A 14,999-nucleotide genomic window follows, 5' to 3' on the forward strand; every position below is an offset into this window, starting at 1 on the left:
TTTCCGTTAATGAAATGTTATTTTTGCGCAATTTTAAATCAAATGTGCAAAAATCGAATGGAACAAGAACATCAGTTCATTGATTATATTGAACAGAGCATCATTAAAAACTGGGATAAAGATGCATTGACAGACTACAAAGGAATCACGCTTCAATATAAGGATGTAGCGCGCAAGATAGCCAAGTTTCACATTGTATTGGAAAGTGCCGGTATCCAGCCAGGAGATAAAATAGCAGTCTGCGGCCGGAACAGTGCCCATTGGGGAGTCACCTTCTTAGCCACTATCACTTACGGAGCCGTCATCGTTCCTATTCTGCATGAGTTCAAAGCGGATAATATTCACAATATCGTCAATCACTCCGAAGCCAAATTACTCTTTGTCGGCGATCAGGCATGGGAAAATCTGAATGAAGACGCAATGCCGCTACTGGAAGGTATCGCTTCACTCACCGATTTCACTGCATTGGTATCGCGCAACGAGAAACTGACTTACGCCTTCGAACACCGGAACGCTATTTACGGTCAGCGTTATCCGAAGAATTTCCGCCCCGAACATATCTGTTACCGGAAGGACCGTCCGGAAGAACTGGCTATCATCAATTATACCTCCGGCACTACCGGATATTCCAAAGGAGTCATGCTCCCCTACCGCAGTATTTGGTCGAACGTGGCATACTGTTTCGAGATGCTTCCCGTGAAAGCGGGCGATCACATCGTTTCCATGCTTCCGATGGGTCATGTATTCGGCATGGTATACGATTTCTTATATGGTTTCTCTGCCGGAGCGCACATTTACTTCCTGACACGTATGCCGTCTCCGAAGATTATTGCGCAGTCTTTTGCAGAAATAAAGCCAAGAGTGATCTCCTGTGTACCTTTGATCGTAGAGAAAATTATCAAAAAAGATATTCTTCCGAGAGTGGACAGCAAAATCGGTAAACTATTGCTTAAAGTGCCCATTGTAAACGATAAAATCAAATCGTTGGCGCGGCAGGCTGCTATGGAAATCTTCGGTGGGAACTTCGATGAAATCATTATCGGTGGTGCTCCTTTCAATGCCGAAGTAGAAGCGTTCCTCAAAAAGATAGGCTTTCCCTACACCATCGCTTACGGTATGACCGAATGTGGCCCGATTATTTGCTCCAGCCGTTGGGAAACACTGAAACTGGCTTCCTGCGGCAAGGCAACCACCCGAATGGAAGTCCGCATCGACTCGCCCGACCCTAAAACACATGCCGGAGAAATCGTATGCAGGGGAATGAATATGATGCTGGGATATTATAAAAATCCGGAAGCGACGGCACAAATTATTGATGCCAACGGATGGCTTCACACGGGTGATTTAGGAACAATCGACGACGAAGGATATGTGACAGTTCGCGGTCGTAGCAAGAATCTGCTTCTGACTTCCAGCGGACAGAATATCTATCCGGAAGAGATAGAAAGCAAACTGAATAATATGCCTTATGTTGCCGAGTCACTGATCGTTTTGCAGCACGACAAGTTGGTCGCACTGATTTATCCGGACTTTGACGATGCTTTTGCCCATGGCTTGCAACAGGCCGATATCATAAAAGTTATGGAAGCCAATCGTGTTGAACTGAATCAGCAGCTTCCCAATTATTCTCAGATAAGCAAAGTCAAAATCCATTTCGAGGAATTTGAAAAGACTGCGAAGAAATCAATCAAACGCTTTATGTATCAGGAAGCAAAAGGATAACACATCCTTTCAAAACCATACTCAATAAAAACAAAAACGGTGAACAGGTATCAAAACTCTGTCCACCGTTTTTTCAGTCTAACCTAACCAACTTAATTTTATCTTGTTATCCTCCGACAATCTCTCTACTTTAACAACCTCACTTATTACCCTCACCTATTACTTATTACCTATTACCTATTACTTACTACCTATTACTTTTTATAAACGAAACAGCCTGCCCGCCTCCGGGAGCCATCCGTATACTCAACGTATTTTCAGATGTTACAATCTGTTCCGTAATCTTATAATCGGTAGGATTCGTTTTCCAGTCAGCCTTTTCGCCATCCGCATAGATGACAGCCTTATACTGCTTGCCTGGTTCCAGGAAGTCCAGTTTTACTTCTAAAGTACGGGGGCTTTCATTGGTAGCTGCTCCCAGGAAATAATTGCCTTTTGCTTTACGTACCACTGCAATGAACTCTCCCGGTTCACCTGCCAGTGCTTTCGATTCATCACAATCCGGATCAAAATCACGGAAGAACTGGAATGCCGGATGTCCTTCATAATGCTCGATCATATCCGAAGCCATCTGCAAAGGAGAATACAGGATTACCCAATTAGCCAGTTGTTTAGCCAGCGTCGTATTCACACGGCTATTGCCTTTATCCTGATCGTTCCACTTCTGTCGGCGCGGAGAATCCTTCGTTTTCAAGAACAGAATATCAAAAGTTCCCGGCGTATAATCCATCGGACCGGACAGCAGGCGGGTGAACGGTAACATCACGTGATGAGAAGGAGGATTGCCTTCACTCCACGCATTCCATTCCATGCCTCTTGCCCCCTCGCGTGTCATCATATTCGGCCATGTACGACGGATACCGGTATCTTTGATCGGTTCGTGTGCATCCAGAGTCATTTGATGACGGGCGGCAGTTTCCACTACCCGTTGATAGTGATTGACACCGTATTGGCTATGATGCAGATATCCGTCCGGAAATGCGCCTGCATATCCCGTCTTCAGGAGGTGGATACCATGATCGGTATACCATTGCATGGCATGATCCATCTGACGTTCATAGTTAGGAATATTCCCTCCGGTCTCATGATGTCCCATGATTTCAACACCTTTCTCTTTGGCATAACGTACGATTTCATCAATATTGAAATCCGCGTATGGCTTAGTGAAATCAAAGCTCTGCATACCGCCCCAACTTTCCCAACCTTCGTTCCAACCTTCGAACAGGACAGCTTCGATATGATTGGCTGCGGCAAAATCTATGTATTTCTTTGCATTGGCAGTAGTAGCTCCGTGACGTTCGTCCATCTTCCAGGTTTCTACGCCGAGATGCATCCCCCACCACACTCCTACATATTTCAGCGGGCGAATCCAGTCCGTAGTTTCCAGTACGCAAGGATCATTCAGATTCAGAATCAGCGAAGAGTTGATCAAACCGACAGCTTCCGGTGCGATCTGTACGGTGCGCCATGAGGTCGTGAAGTGATTTCCCTTACGCGCCTTAATGCCGTCAGGCCACGGGGCAAGTTCCGCTTTCAATGTATAATGACCGATTTGCTTCAGAGTCATTTCCGGGAAATCATACAAAGCGGCTTCGTGTATACTTCCGTAAACTCCATCCGCAGTCTTGAATGTAAAAGGTGTATTGGCCGTTTCCACTTCGGAAATCGGTTGTTGTTGATAGAGTAGTTCATATGTTTCGGCACTGGCGGGAATCGACCACGAAGTTCCGTCACGATGGAAACGGAAAGTAGTCAGTTCGTCGGTTATCAATAAAGAATCTACAGTCGGTACCGTATATTCATAGCGGAAACCGATTCCATCATCAAATACACGAAAACGAAGCGTCAGTTGTACATGATCTTCATTTGTCAGATTGACTGCCATTTCGTTATAATGATTCCGGTTCTTTTTATTCTCTCCCCACGGCTGTGTCCAAGTTTCGTCTTCACTGCTGAAAGTCGTGTTCTTCACCTGAAAACCTTCTCCCAGAATGATGCCGTTAGCCGCCGTAAAGCCCATGGCTGAATTTTCTATCAAGAGGGAGTCATCCACCGACACATTATAAAACGGTTTGCCGTTTTCGTCTACCGTCAATGTCATCTTGATATGTCCGTCCGGTGACTGGACCTCTGTTTTCGGGCTACTACAAGCATAGCATCCCAGCACACACAGAAAAGCTCCAACTAAATGTTTTACTTTCATAGTATAATCGTCTGTTTATATATAATACAGTTCAGAAAGGAGAAACACTTAAATGTATGCCGTTTTTCTTTCTTCGGATACAAAGAAAAAGTATCTTTGCATATAAACAATGTAGATTTATGGCCAAGATACTATTAGCAGAAGATGAAGTCAATATCGCCTCCTTTATTGAACGGGGACTGAAAGAGTTCAGACATTCGGTAACAGTCTGTCATGACGGAAATACGGGTTGGAGAATCCTTCAGGAAGAACCTTTCGACCTTGTAATTCTGGATATTATCATGCCGAAAATAAACGGGCTCGAACTTTGCCATCTCTATCGGCAGATGTTCGGTTACCAGACACCGGTCATTATGCTGACGGCTTTAGGCACTACCGAAGACATTGTAAAAGGACTGGATGCAGGAGCAGACGATTATCTCGTCAAGCCTTTCAGTTTTCAGGAACTGGAAGCACGTATCAAGGCGCTGCTGCGACGAAACAAGGAGGCTGTAACCAATCAACTGACTTGCGACAATTTGGTATTGGACTGTAACACCAGACGGGCAAAAAGAGGTGATGCGGATATCGATCTCACCGTAAAAGAATACCGCCTGCTCGAATATTTCATGACTCACCAGGGGGTAGCCTTGTCACGCATTACGCTGCTCAAAGACGTATGGGACAAGAACTTTGATACAAATACCAACATCGTAGACGTATACGTCAATTATCTACGGGTAAAGATAGACCGTGACTTCGACAAGAAACTGATTCATACGGTAGTAGGATTAGGATATATCATGAATGCCTGAACATCCATCAAATAAATCCGTGTATGAAAATAGGTTCTAAAATAGCTCTCTTCTATACGTTGCTCAGTGTACTGACAACTATCATCATTATTGCCGTATTCTATCTTTTCAGCACACAGTTTATCAATAAACTCTATGCCTCCTACCTTCGTGAAAAAGCATATCTGACCGCACAAAAGCACTGGGAGAAAGACGAAGTAGACGAACAGAGTTACCAGATTATCCAGCGCAAATATGACGAACTCCTGCCCGAAGCTCATGAGATTCTTTTAAATATGGACAGTCTCTCCGAAGTCCGTGACACTCTGAACAAATATCTGACCCAGCATCAGCAGGCACTCCTGATAGCCGGTGAAGACAGCATCCCTTTTTCTTTTAAATACAAAGACCAGTTGGGAGCCGCCCTTTATTATCCCGATAATGAAGGGAATTTCATCGTCCTCGTCATGTCCCGGAATGTGTACGGTGCAGAAATCAAAGAACACCTCTTGCTTCTCTCCATCTTTCTGGTTTTATTCAGTTCCATCCTGATTTATTTAGTCGGGAAAATCTATTCCGGCCGTATTCTTATCCCCCTGCAGCATATACTGAAGGAGCTGAAGAGGATACGAGCCAACAGTCTGAACCGCCGGTTAAAGACGACCGGAAACAACGATGAACTGGAAGACATGATCAAAACACTGAATAGCATGCTCGACCGTCTGGACAGTGCTTTCAAAGCTGAAAAGTCCTTTGTCAGCCATGCTTCGCATGAACTGAACAACCCCATAACCGCCATACAGGGAGAATGCGAAATCAGTCTGCTGAAAGAAAGAAGTACCGGAGAATATATCGAAGCCCTGCAACGAATCTCATCCGAAAGCAAGCGAATCTCCAATCTGATCCGCCATCTTCTTTTCCTTTCACGTCAGGATGAAGAGCTCTTAAAAAGCAATATGGAGGCAGTGTCTCTGCCGGATATGCTGGATGACTTAATAAAAACGAACGAACGAATCCGGTTCCATCATGAAGAAACAGGTAAGGCTGCCACTGTAAAGGCCAATCCTTATCTGCTCAAAATAGCTTTAAAGAATATCATCGATAACGCCTGCAAATATTCAGAAAAGGAAGTAGACATTACGCTCAGCCGGAAAGATCAACACCTCGTTCTTGAAATAAAAGATCAGGGCATCGGCATTCCTCCGGAAGAAATAGAACATATATTCCAGTCTTTCTATCGGGGCAGCAACACACATGACTATGCAGGTCAGGGCATCGGCCTCAGCCTGACTCTGAAAATAGTATCTGTCTACAACGCCAGGCTGGAGATATCTTCGGAAATAGAAAAAGGAACAAAAGTACGGGTGATCTTCTGATTCAACCGACTTTTGTCCCTTCCTCACTTCTACCTACTGAAAACGAAATTAAAATTTAATCTATGCCGTTTCTTTCATAGAAAGAATAGAAAATGAATTAGATACGTCTTTGCAATAATTTTCCGTTTTTATCATATAGCATTCGTTCATACACTACTTCCACAATCAGCGGGAAGATGAACAGGGCGAAGAAAGTCGCTCCTATCAATCCGCCGATAATGACAATCGCCAGCGGACGCTGTGATTCCGAACCGATACCATGACTCATAGCCGCAGGCAACAGACCGATAGCTGCCATAGCCGCCGTCATTATCACAGGGCGGATACGTGATCGGACTCCTTCTTTAGTGGCCTCCTGTAAAGGCGAACCCAGTTTCAGATTTGCCTTGATATCGGAAATCATAATAACTCCATTCTGTATGCAGATACCGAACAAGGCGATAAAACCGATACCCGCCGATATAGAGAAATTGAAGCCCGTTATCAGAAGGGCTGCGATACCTCCCACGGCAGCAAACGGTACATTCAGCAATACCAGTCCTGCATCTCTTGCATTGGAGAAGAGAATAAACAGAATAATAAAAATAATGGCAATGCTGATAGGTACTACCTGTGCCAGACGTTTCGAAGCACGCTGCTGATTCTCAAAATCACCCGTCCATTTCAAAGAATATCCAGCCGGTAAATGGACGGAAGCATTTACCTTTTTCTGCGCTTCGGCAACTGCCGTACCCATATCCCGTCCTCTCACCGAGAACTTGACAGCACAGAAACGAGCATGGTTGTCACGGAAGATCAATAATGGTCCTGTAATCGTAGTGATATCTGCCAGTTCCTTAATAGGCACCATCGTTCCGTCCATCGCCGGAACCAGTATCTTACCTATCTCCTCTTCATTCTGACGGAACTCTTCACTATACCTCACCATGATATTAAATTTCCGTTCGTCCTCATACAACAGCGAAGCTGACTTCCCGCCAATAGCCATTTCAATGATAGACTGAACATCTTCCTTAGCCACTCCATAACGTGCCAACTGACGTTCGTTCAGTTCAATACGAAGTTCCGGCTGGCCGATATTGCGAATCACTCCCAAGTCTTCAATTCCCTGCACGGTATTTAAGATCTTATCAATCTGGACGGCCAGTTTTTCCGATTCGTACAAATCCTTACCGAACACTTTCACCGCAATAGAACCTTTTACACCGGAAGCCGCTTCTTCCACATTATCCGTAATCGGCTGCGAAAAGTTAAAGTCAATGCCGGGATAAATGGATAAATCTTCCTGCATCTTGTCGATAAGCTGCAGTTTGGTCAGTTTGCTTTCCCAGTCTTTCTCCGGATAAATATCTACGTGAAACTCAATATTATAAAATCCGGTTGCATCCGTTCCGTCGTTGGGACGTCCGGTTTGAGACAGTACCTGCCTCACTTCGGGGAAAGTCAATAGTTTCTTTCTCATCTTATTTGCCAGCGTTACGGATTCATCCAGCGATATACTTTGCGGCAGCGTAGCACGGATGTAGATCGAACCTTCGTTGAGCTGAGGAAGAAACTCCGTCCCGAGGAAAGAGAAAAGCCATAAACCGACTCCTGCAACTACGGTTGCCAGTCCGATAGTCAGCTTGCGATGAGCATAGAAGGTATCAAAAAGAGCCGTGCACTTTTGATTGATGAAATGGACAAAGCGGTTGTTCTTTTCGCGTACATTCTTTTTCAGCAACATGGACGACATGACGGGAACCAGCGTTAATGTGAAAATAAGCGCACCCAGCAAAGCAAAACCCAATGTATATGCCAAAGGTGAGAACATTTTTCCTTCCACTTTCTGAAAAGAGAAAATAGGAATTAAGGCAGTAATGATGATCAGTTTGGAGAAAAATACCGCTTTTGCCTTATCCTTGGCGGTATGACGGATCAGTCCCATCTTGGACATCACATTGAATGCGGGCATTCCCACCTCTTTCGCCTTCTTGTCCAAAGCGACAAACACACCTTCCACCATCACCACTGCCCCATCGATAATAATACCAAAGTCAATGGCCCCCATAGAAAGCAGATTGGCAGACATCCCCATCACGCGTAAACAAATAAATGCGAATAACAAAGCTAATGGAATAATCACCGCAACAATCACGGTTGTCCGCCAATCTGCCATGAAGATTAACACAATAAACGTAACCAACAATATTCCTTCAATCAGATTATGGGTCACCGTTTTTACCGCCAGGTTCACCAAGTCCTCACGGTCGTAGAACGGTATTATCCGTACATCTTCAGGAAGTACATTCTGATTCAATTCTTCTATCTTATCTTTCAGATTTGCAATGACTTCACCGGGGTTCTCCCCTTTACGCATCACCACAATTCCCTGAACGACATCGTTCTCATCCATTCGTCCCACTTGTCCGAGGCGGGGCAGGCAGGATTCGTGAACATCTGCCAGGTTCTTTACGAGAATCGGCGTTCCGTTGATGTTCTTCACTACAATGTTTCGCAATTCATCCAGATCGTTTATCAAACCGATTCCCCGGACTACGTATGCCTGAGAACTTTTCGTGATGACATCTCCTCCTACATTGATATTACTCTTGGCTATCGCGTCATAAAGTTCGAGAGAGGTAATTCCGTAATTAATCAACTGATGAGGATTCACGCTCACTTCGAATGTCTTCACCTCGCCACCGAAACTGACGATATCAGCTACACCTGATACCGAACGGAGATTTCGTTCGATCACCCAGTCCTGAATCGTTTTCAAATCGCGTACACTACGTCTGTCACTGCGCAGGGTGTAGCGATAGATTTCTCCGGTAGGTCCGTACAAAGGCTGTACTTCGGGAGTCACGCCTTCGGGAAGATCGGCATCATTCAGCAAATTGTAGACTTGCTGACGGGCTGTAAAGTCATCAACACGATCTTCGAACATTACATTGATCACAGAAAGTCCGAAAAGAGTGGTCGAACGAATATCCGTTTTTTTCTGTACGGGATTCATGGCTATCTCAATGGGAATCGTGATAAATTTCTCCACCTCTTCCGCACTACGGCCCGCCCATTGCGTGATGATCGTCACTTTTGTATTCGTTACATCCGGAAAGGCATCTATCGGCGTATGTTTGAATGAGACGGCTCCGGCTATAACGGCAATCACCGTACAGAAGAATATAAAGAACTTATTCTTCAGCGAGAAGGCTACTATATTATCTATGAATTTATGCATACTATTCTCTGATTTTTAATCCGCATTCAAAGCATTATACACTAACAATACATTATTATTCAGTACCCTGTCTCCTTCGGAAAGACCGGAACGGACATAACATTCCTTGCTCAACTGTTTGTAAACGTCTACTTCCTTTATCTTCAGACGCTGGTCAGGCTCTACTGTGACCACATAATTCTTTCCTCCCTCGAACACCAGCGCATGGGAGTCGATACGAGGCATGGAAGTATCTTCCGCTTTACACTTCACGCTCACGTTTGTAAACATACCCGGCTTCAGCAAGTAATCCTCGTTTTTCAGTTTGATGCGTACGTTCATTGTCTTACTTTCACTGTCCAACAGGTGATAGGCCTTGTCGATCGTACCTGTAAATGTCCTTTCCGGATATGCCAAAGTCGAGATACGGACATCAGCTCCCTCGGAAACCTTACTAATATCACTTTCATACACATCCGCCATCACCCATACATCGGACAGACCGGAAATCGTAAACAGCGCATCCCCCTGGTCGGGGCGCAGCTGCATATCCCTGCTAATCTGCTTTTCCACAATAAAGCCTGATACGGGAGATTTGAGCTGATAAAAAGCATTTCCGGAGAAGTGATAAATGGAGAATATTTCTTTGATTCGTCTTTCTTCCGCTTCCGCAGTTGCCAGTTCCTGCTTGGCCTGAAGTACATCTTTATCCGATGCCATGCCGGAAGTGTACATATCCTGTGTGGCATCCATGTTCCGCCGGGCCAGCAAGAGTTGTTGTTCAGCTTCTTTCAATTGTTTCTCATAATCCGCCACTTCCCCGCTACGGATCACTGCCAGCACTTCTCCTTTGTGAACAAAGTCTCCTATTTCGGCACGCAGTTCCGTCACGGTTCCTCCGAACATCGGATACACATTTGCCACCTGATCCTGATTGAAAGTGACCCGTCCATTCAATGTCAGTTCATCTACCACTTCACAGACGTGCACGGTATCGACGGATACGATTCTCAGCAGGCTGTCCGTCAGGCATAGTGTAGTCGGTTCTACTTTGGGTTGTTCTCCTTTTCCGGAGCATGCTCCCAAAAGGCTGCCAAACAATATACAAGGAAGAAATTTATTCCAGTTCATAGTCTTTGATAATTTATGGATTGTGATCTTTAATCGTTTCATATTGGTCGGTTTATTAGTAGTTCAATACATTTTGTCCGACAACTGTATTCAGGTTTTCCATAGCGAGAAATACGTTTTTCTTTATCTCGTATAGTTGGATACAGGTTTCTTTATAGCTGTCATAATAGTCGATAAATTCCAGCAGGCTGATATTCTTTCTGGTGAAATTCTCATTGACTCCTGTGATCAATTTCTCGAAGTTACGTTCCAGGTCCATATTAGTGGATTGATAGAGTTGAGTCGCTTTCTCCAGAGACGTATAAGCGGTGAAGAGTTCCATATCGGCACGATTGGCAGCATATTCCTGCTGCACTCCCGCCTGCTGGATACTGAAGCGGGCTGCTTTGATATTTCCCTGATTACGGTTGAAGATAGGTACGGACAGGCTTACTCCTATCGCGAAATAGTCATTGATAAAGTTTCCTACACGGTCATAATTCCCTTTCACAGAGAACTCGGGAAAGGCCATTGACTTCTGTAGTTTCAGATTTGCACGGGAGGCATTCACTGTGCTTCGGGCAATCTTTTGGTCGGGCCGTTCATTGATGATTGCTTTCAGGTCTGCAAATGATAATTGCGACAGGTCCAGTTGTTGCAGTACTTCTTCGTCTAATGAGAGTTGAACTTGTGTATCTTCCGGAAGGTTCAGTAATAAATTCAGTTCTCCCCTGGTAGTCAGTAAATCATTCTCCCGTTCGTTCTTCTCTTTCCTCAAGGAGAAGAGCATGGATTCCAGACGGGAAATTTCCATTAAAGAGATGTTTCCCTTTTCCTGCTGAATTTTCATTCCGCCCAAAAGTACTTGCAGGGAATTTACTTCCTTTTCATAGATGGCAATGGACTTAGAAAGAAAGTAGACTTCTACAAACTTTTCATTCAATTCCTGACGGAGCGTCCGCATTACTTCTTCAAACTGGTATTCAGCTATTTCCTTATTGATTTTTTCCAGCCGGACTTGCTTGTTCCGCTGACCGGCAAGATGGATCACCTGTTCTATTTCAACAACAGCTTCCCCTTCTTTTCCAAAATCAAAATACTTCCCGTTCAATCGGTTGTAGACATTCTGTTCCAGCGAAATGACCGGATTTTCAAACAATTTGGCTTGTAATACCTGCGCCTGTGCCATGTCGATATTGTACCGCTCGGCTATCAACGATAAATTGCGCTCTAAAAAACGCTGCTCTGCTTCTTTCAGTGTCAATGTGCCTGCAACCTGTTGCGCACACATCTTTCCTGCCAATAGAAGAAATAGTAAAAATAAAAATGCTCTGTTCATCGCAATCTTTTTGTTACCTTAATTTGTTTTGCGACAAAAGTACAACTCTGCAACGGGAGAGACCGGATAAAAGCGATTATAAGGCTCTCATTTCAGATTAGAATTTGATTAGAAAATATCTAGGGAAAGGAAAAATTGTAAACACAACAGGAAGAATGGCTATCCCTCTTTCTCTACCATACCCCTATCTTTGCAAAGTAGAAATAAATAATGAATCATTAAAAACAGGAAATATGAAAATTATAGATTTAACCAAAGAAAGTTTTGTTGAGAAAATTGCTGATTATCAGTCTTATCCGGATAATTGGGAATATAAAGGGGATAAACCTTGTTTAGTCGATTTTCATGCTCCATGGTGTGGTTATTGCAAGGCATTATCACCCATATTGGACCAATTAGCAGAAGAATATAAAGGGAGACTGGACATTTATAAAGTAGACGTCGATCAGGAAGAGGAACTGGAAAGTGCATTCAAGATTCGGACAATTCCCAACCTTTTGCTTTGCCCGGTGAATGGCAAACCGATAATGAAACTCGGTACAATGAATAAGGTTCAATTGAAAGAGTTTATAGAAACGACTCTATTTTCATGATAAAATAGAATATAGAGTACTCACATTACTACTTTTCTTACTGAAAAAGTCCGAATCCCAATTGCTTTTTGCAATTTAAAGGTTCGGACTTTCTATTTTCAGATTTAACAGATAGCACTTATCATTTATGCAGCAACCTATCTGTCCCCGGAACAACTTTTCCCATCGACCAGACACACCGTACATTCAATTCCTTATCAAGTATCACAATATCAGCATCTTTACCTTTAGACAATGCCCCTTTCCGATCGCTCACACCAATCAGACGGGCAGGAGTTTCGGAAGCCATACGCACGGCATCTTCCAAAGGAATACTTGCTTTCTTCACCATCGTACGAACCAACACATCCATAGTCGCCAGACTACCGGCTAATGCAGAATGATCCGCCATCTTACATACTCCGTCCTCAATAATATAACGCGGATCAATCGGCTCGTTCCCTTCATTGGCAGCATAAGCCAACGCATCAGTCACCAGACAAGTATTCTCTACCCCTTTCAGTTTATAAACCAGTTTCAGAATAGTAGCAGGCAAGTGAATACCGTCTGCAATAACTTCTACCGTCATTCCATCTGTCAGATATACACTCTCTACCGTACCTTCATATTTATATTCGCGACGTTTATGAAAACCGGGCATCGCATTATAGAAATGAGCAGCATGCGAGAATCCTACCGCATACGCTGCCTTAATCTCATCATATTCAGCCTCCGTATGAGTAACGGCTGTCATAATTCCCTTGGAACGAGTGTATTTTGCAAAATCATGTGCCCCATGCAATTCGGGACTGATATCCCAGCGCTTGATACAGGAAGTATGTTCCAACAGCGGCACATATTCATTTTCATCGGGAGTTTTCAGAAAACCGTCATACTGGCTTCCTGCCATCTTCGGATTCAGATAAGGCCCTTCGATATGCAGACCGAGAATCGGAGACTCCGGTTCCTTCATCAGCTTCTCACAAACATCGACCGCCTGATATATCCTCTCAAACGAAGTAGATGACAAAGTAGGAAATATGCCGGTAGCTCCATGCTTCAAATGAGCAGTTGCTGCGATACGGAAAGCCTCCTCCGTTGCTTCGGTAAAATCATGGCCGCCGCCACCATGCGCATGCATACTGACAAATCCCGGTACGATTGTCATTCCTCTCGCATCAATCACTGTTGCACCGATAACTGCCAGATCACTGTTGGTTACCTCTAATATTTTTCCATCACAAATCAATACAGAGCCGTCTTTCAGCCAGCCTTGCGGAGTAAGTATTCTACCGTTGATTATTTGAGTTAACATCGTTTTCTTTTTTAGTCGTTAAAACAGCTTGTTTGTACCTTCTACCAATTGTCCCATCGCCCAGACCGCTCTTACATTCAGATCTCTATCCAAAGCAATAATATCCGCGTCCTTGCCACGTTCCAACGTACCTTTGCGGTCGAGCACTCCCATGATACGGGCCGGAGTCTCGGAAGCCATCCTCACAGCATCCGCCAAAGGAATTTCAGCATTCTGCACCATCGTACGGATCAAACGGTCCATCGTCGCCACACTTCCTGCCAATGCAGAGCGGTCTGCCAGTTTGCACACACCGTCTTCGATAATGACACGCGGATCAAAAGCAGTCTTACTGTCACTTGCCGCACAAGCCAGCGCATCAGTGATCAGGCACGTACGCTCCACTCCTTTTATCTTATAGACCAGACGAAGAATGGTAGGAGGCACATGAATGCCATCGGCCACGACTTCCACTGTCATATCATCAATCAAATAAATACTTTCTACCGTACCTTCATACTTATATTCCTTCCGTTTGTGAAATCCGGGCATAGCATTGTAGAAATGGGTAGCATGCGTATATCCTACCTCATACGCAGTCTGGATATCTTCAAATTCAGCCTGTGTATGTCCTACAGATGCCAATACGCCTTTTGCGGTGATATACTTTCCGAACTGCATAGCCCCCGGAAGTTCCGGTGCCGCATCCCAACGTTTGATGCAATGGGTTTCTTCCAGCAAAGGGATATACTCTTCCGGATCAGGATTTTTGATATTCTCCGGAATCTGTCCGCCTGCCATCTCCATATTGAAGTAATGTCCTTCCAGATGCAGGCCGAGTACGGGACTGTCCGGCTCTGCCATCATCTTTTCAGTTGTTTCTGCGGCTGCACGGATCATAGGAATAGTAGAAGAAGAAAGTGTGGGGAAAATACTGGTAGTTCCGTGTTGCATGTGAGCTTTAATCGCTGTCCGGAAGGCGTCTTCCGTCCCCTCCATAAAGTCTCTTCCACCACCGCCATGAACATGAATTTCTACTCCTCCCGGAACGATATACATGCCCTTGGCATCAATCAGTTTTGCTCCGATAACCGCCAGGTCGCAGTTAGTCACTTCCAGAATTTTATGATCACGAATAAGTACGGACCCATCCTTCAACCAGCCCTGAGGGGTGAGGATGCGCGCATTAATGATTTGTGTTAACATATCACAAGTTCTTAAATTAATTATAGGTCTGTGTGAGTCGATGACACTCTTTTTGGGGGAAGTACATCGACTTTCGTAATTACAAAAAGAGGTCGCCAATCTTATCGACTGACAACCTCACTACTTTGAGCGGAAAACGAGACTCGAACTCGCGACCCTAACCTTGGCAAGGTTATGCTCTACCAACTGAGCTATTTCCGCA

10 protein-coding genes and 1 tRNA gene are annotated in these 14,999 nt (G+C 44.5%); 4 read left to right on the forward strand and 7 right to left on the reverse strand.

Annotated elements, in window-relative coordinates; all coding sequences use genetic code 11:
• The first annotated feature begins 57 nt into the window (after positions 1–57).
• A complete protein-coding gene (locus KTR07_RS07145; protein ID WP_011107399.1) occupies positions 58–1,722 on the forward strand; it encodes a long-chain fatty acid--CoA ligase in 1,665 nt (554 codons plus the stop codon).
• Between the two features lie 187 nt (positions 1,723–1,909).
• Here KTR07_RS07145 and KTR07_RS07150 read toward each other — a convergent pair whose 3' ends face one another.
• The gene (locus tag KTR07_RS07150; RefSeq protein WP_055229783.1) at positions 1,910–3,925 is read right to left on the reverse strand and encodes a glycoside hydrolase family 97 protein; all 2,016 of its coding nucleotides are present in this window, start codon (positions 3,923–3,925) and stop codon (positions 1,910–1,912) included.
• 119 nt (positions 3,926–4,044) lie between these two features.
• Between KTR07_RS07150 and KTR07_RS07155 the strand changes: the two genes are divergently transcribed.
• Entirely contained in the window at positions 4,045–4,719 is a 675-nt protein-coding gene (locus KTR07_RS07155) for a response regulator transcription factor (RefSeq protein ID WP_055229784.1), read from the forward strand.
• Positions 4,720–4,742: 23 nt separating this feature from the next.
• Positions 4,743–6,074, forward strand: a complete 1,332-nt coding sequence (locus KTR07_RS07160; protein ID WP_048696000.1) for a HAMP domain-containing sensor histidine kinase — start codon at positions 4,743–4,745, stop codon at positions 6,072–6,074.
• A 97-nt stretch (positions 6,075–6,171) separates the two neighbouring features.
• Here the strand turns inward: KTR07_RS07160 and KTR07_RS07165 are convergent, their stop codons facing one another.
• The 3 genes from KTR07_RS07165 to KTR07_RS07175 are packed head-to-tail and all read right to left on the reverse strand — an operon-like array spanning position 6,172 to position 11,725.
• Positions 6,172–9,297 (reverse strand): efflux RND transporter permease subunit, encoded by a 3,126-nt coding sequence (locus KTR07_RS07165; protein ID WP_008765563.1) that lies wholly within the window; start codon positions 9,295–9,297, stop codon positions 6,172–6,174.
• A 15-nt stretch (positions 9,298–9,312) separates the two neighbouring features.
• Entirely contained in the window at positions 9,313–10,407 is a 1,095-nt protein-coding gene (locus KTR07_RS07170) for an efflux RND transporter periplasmic adaptor subunit (RefSeq protein ID WP_008765562.1), read from the reverse strand.
• A gap of 55 nt (positions 10,408–10,462) precedes the next feature.
• Entirely contained in the window at positions 10,463–11,725 is a 1,263-nt protein-coding gene (locus tag KTR07_RS07175) for a TolC family protein (protein ID WP_011107396.1), read from the reverse strand.
• Between the two features lie 233 nt (positions 11,726–11,958).
• Here KTR07_RS07175 and KTR07_RS07180 point away from each other — a divergent pair, with 233 nt between their 5' ends.
• Positions 11,959–12,318: a co-chaperone YbbN gene (locus tag KTR07_RS07180; protein WP_008765560.1), complete on the forward strand. Its 360-nt coding sequence runs from the start codon at positions 11,959–11,961 to the stop codon at positions 12,316–12,318.
• A 121-nt stretch (positions 12,319–12,439) separates the two neighbouring features.
• On the opposite strand, the gene nagA (KTR07_RS07185) is transcribed toward KTR07_RS07180, so the two are convergent.
• The 3 genes from nagA (KTR07_RS07185) to KTR07_RS07195 all read right to left on the reverse strand — a co-directional run bounded on the left by nagA (KTR07_RS07185) (position 12,440) and on the right by KTR07_RS07195 (position 14,998).
• Complete coding sequence (gene nagA, locus KTR07_RS07185; protein WP_011107394.1) at positions 12,440–13,612, reverse strand: N-acetylglucosamine-6-phosphate deacetylase; 1,173 nt, start codon at positions 13,610–13,612, stop codon at positions 12,440–12,442.
• A gap of 18 nt (positions 13,613–13,630) precedes the next feature.
• Complete coding sequence (gene nagA / locus KTR07_RS07190; RefSeq protein ID WP_008761353.1) at positions 13,631–14,797, reverse strand: N-acetylglucosamine-6-phosphate deacetylase; 1,167 nt, start codon at positions 14,795–14,797, stop codon at positions 13,631–13,633.
• Positions 14,798–14,925: 128 nt separating this feature from the next.
• Positions 14,926–14,998: transfer RNA gene (locus KTR07_RS07195), tRNA-Gly, on the reverse strand.
• Position 14,999: the final 1 nt, after the last annotated feature.

This window comes from Bacteroides sp. MSK.20.82, assembly GCF_019052485.1.
GTDB classification, from domain to species: Bacteria; Bacteroidota; Bacteroidia; order Bacteroidales; family Bacteroidaceae; genus Bacteroides; species Bacteroides thetaiotaomicron.

What these genes read in the sequence shown, in the direction of transcription:
- KTR07_RS07145 (WP_011107399.1), top strand. Translation starts at nt 58, where the DNA reads ATGGAACAAGAACATCAGTTCATTGATTATATTGAACAGAGCATCATT.
- KTR07_RS07150 (WP_055229783.1), bottom strand. Translation starts at nt 3,925, where the DNA reads ATGAAAGTAAAACATTTAGTTGGAGCTTTTCTGTGTGTGCTGGGATGC.
- KTR07_RS07155 (WP_055229784.1), top strand. Translation starts at nt 4,045, where the DNA reads ATGGCCAAGATACTATTAGCAGAAGATGAAGTCAATATCGCCTCCTTT.
- KTR07_RS07160 (WP_048696000.1), top strand. Translation starts at nt 4,743, where the DNA reads ATGAAAATAGGTTCTAAAATAGCTCTCTTCTATACGTTGCTCAGTGTA.
- KTR07_RS07165 (WP_008765563.1), bottom strand. Translation starts at nt 9,297, where the DNA reads ATGCATAAATTCATAGATAATATAGTAGCCTTCTCGCTGAAGAATAAG.
- KTR07_RS07170 (WP_008765562.1), bottom strand. Translation starts at nt 10,407, where the DNA reads ATGAACTGGAATAAATTTCTTCCTTGTATATTGTTTGGCAGCCTTTTG.
- KTR07_RS07175 (WP_011107396.1), bottom strand. Translation starts at nt 11,725, where the DNA reads ATGAACAGAGCATTTTTATTTTTACTATTTCTTCTATTGGCAGGAAAG.
- KTR07_RS07180 (WP_008765560.1), top strand. Translation starts at nt 11,959, where the DNA reads ATGAAAATTATAGATTTAACCAAAGAAAGTTTTGTTGAGAAAATTGCT.
- nagA (WP_011107394.1), bottom strand. Translation starts at nt 13,612, where the DNA reads ATGTTAACTCAAATAATCAACGGTAGAATACTTACTCCGCAAGGCTGG.
- nagA (WP_008761353.1), bottom strand. Translation starts at nt 14,797, where the DNA reads ATGTTAACACAAATCATTAATGCGCGCATCCTCACCCCTCAGGGCTGG.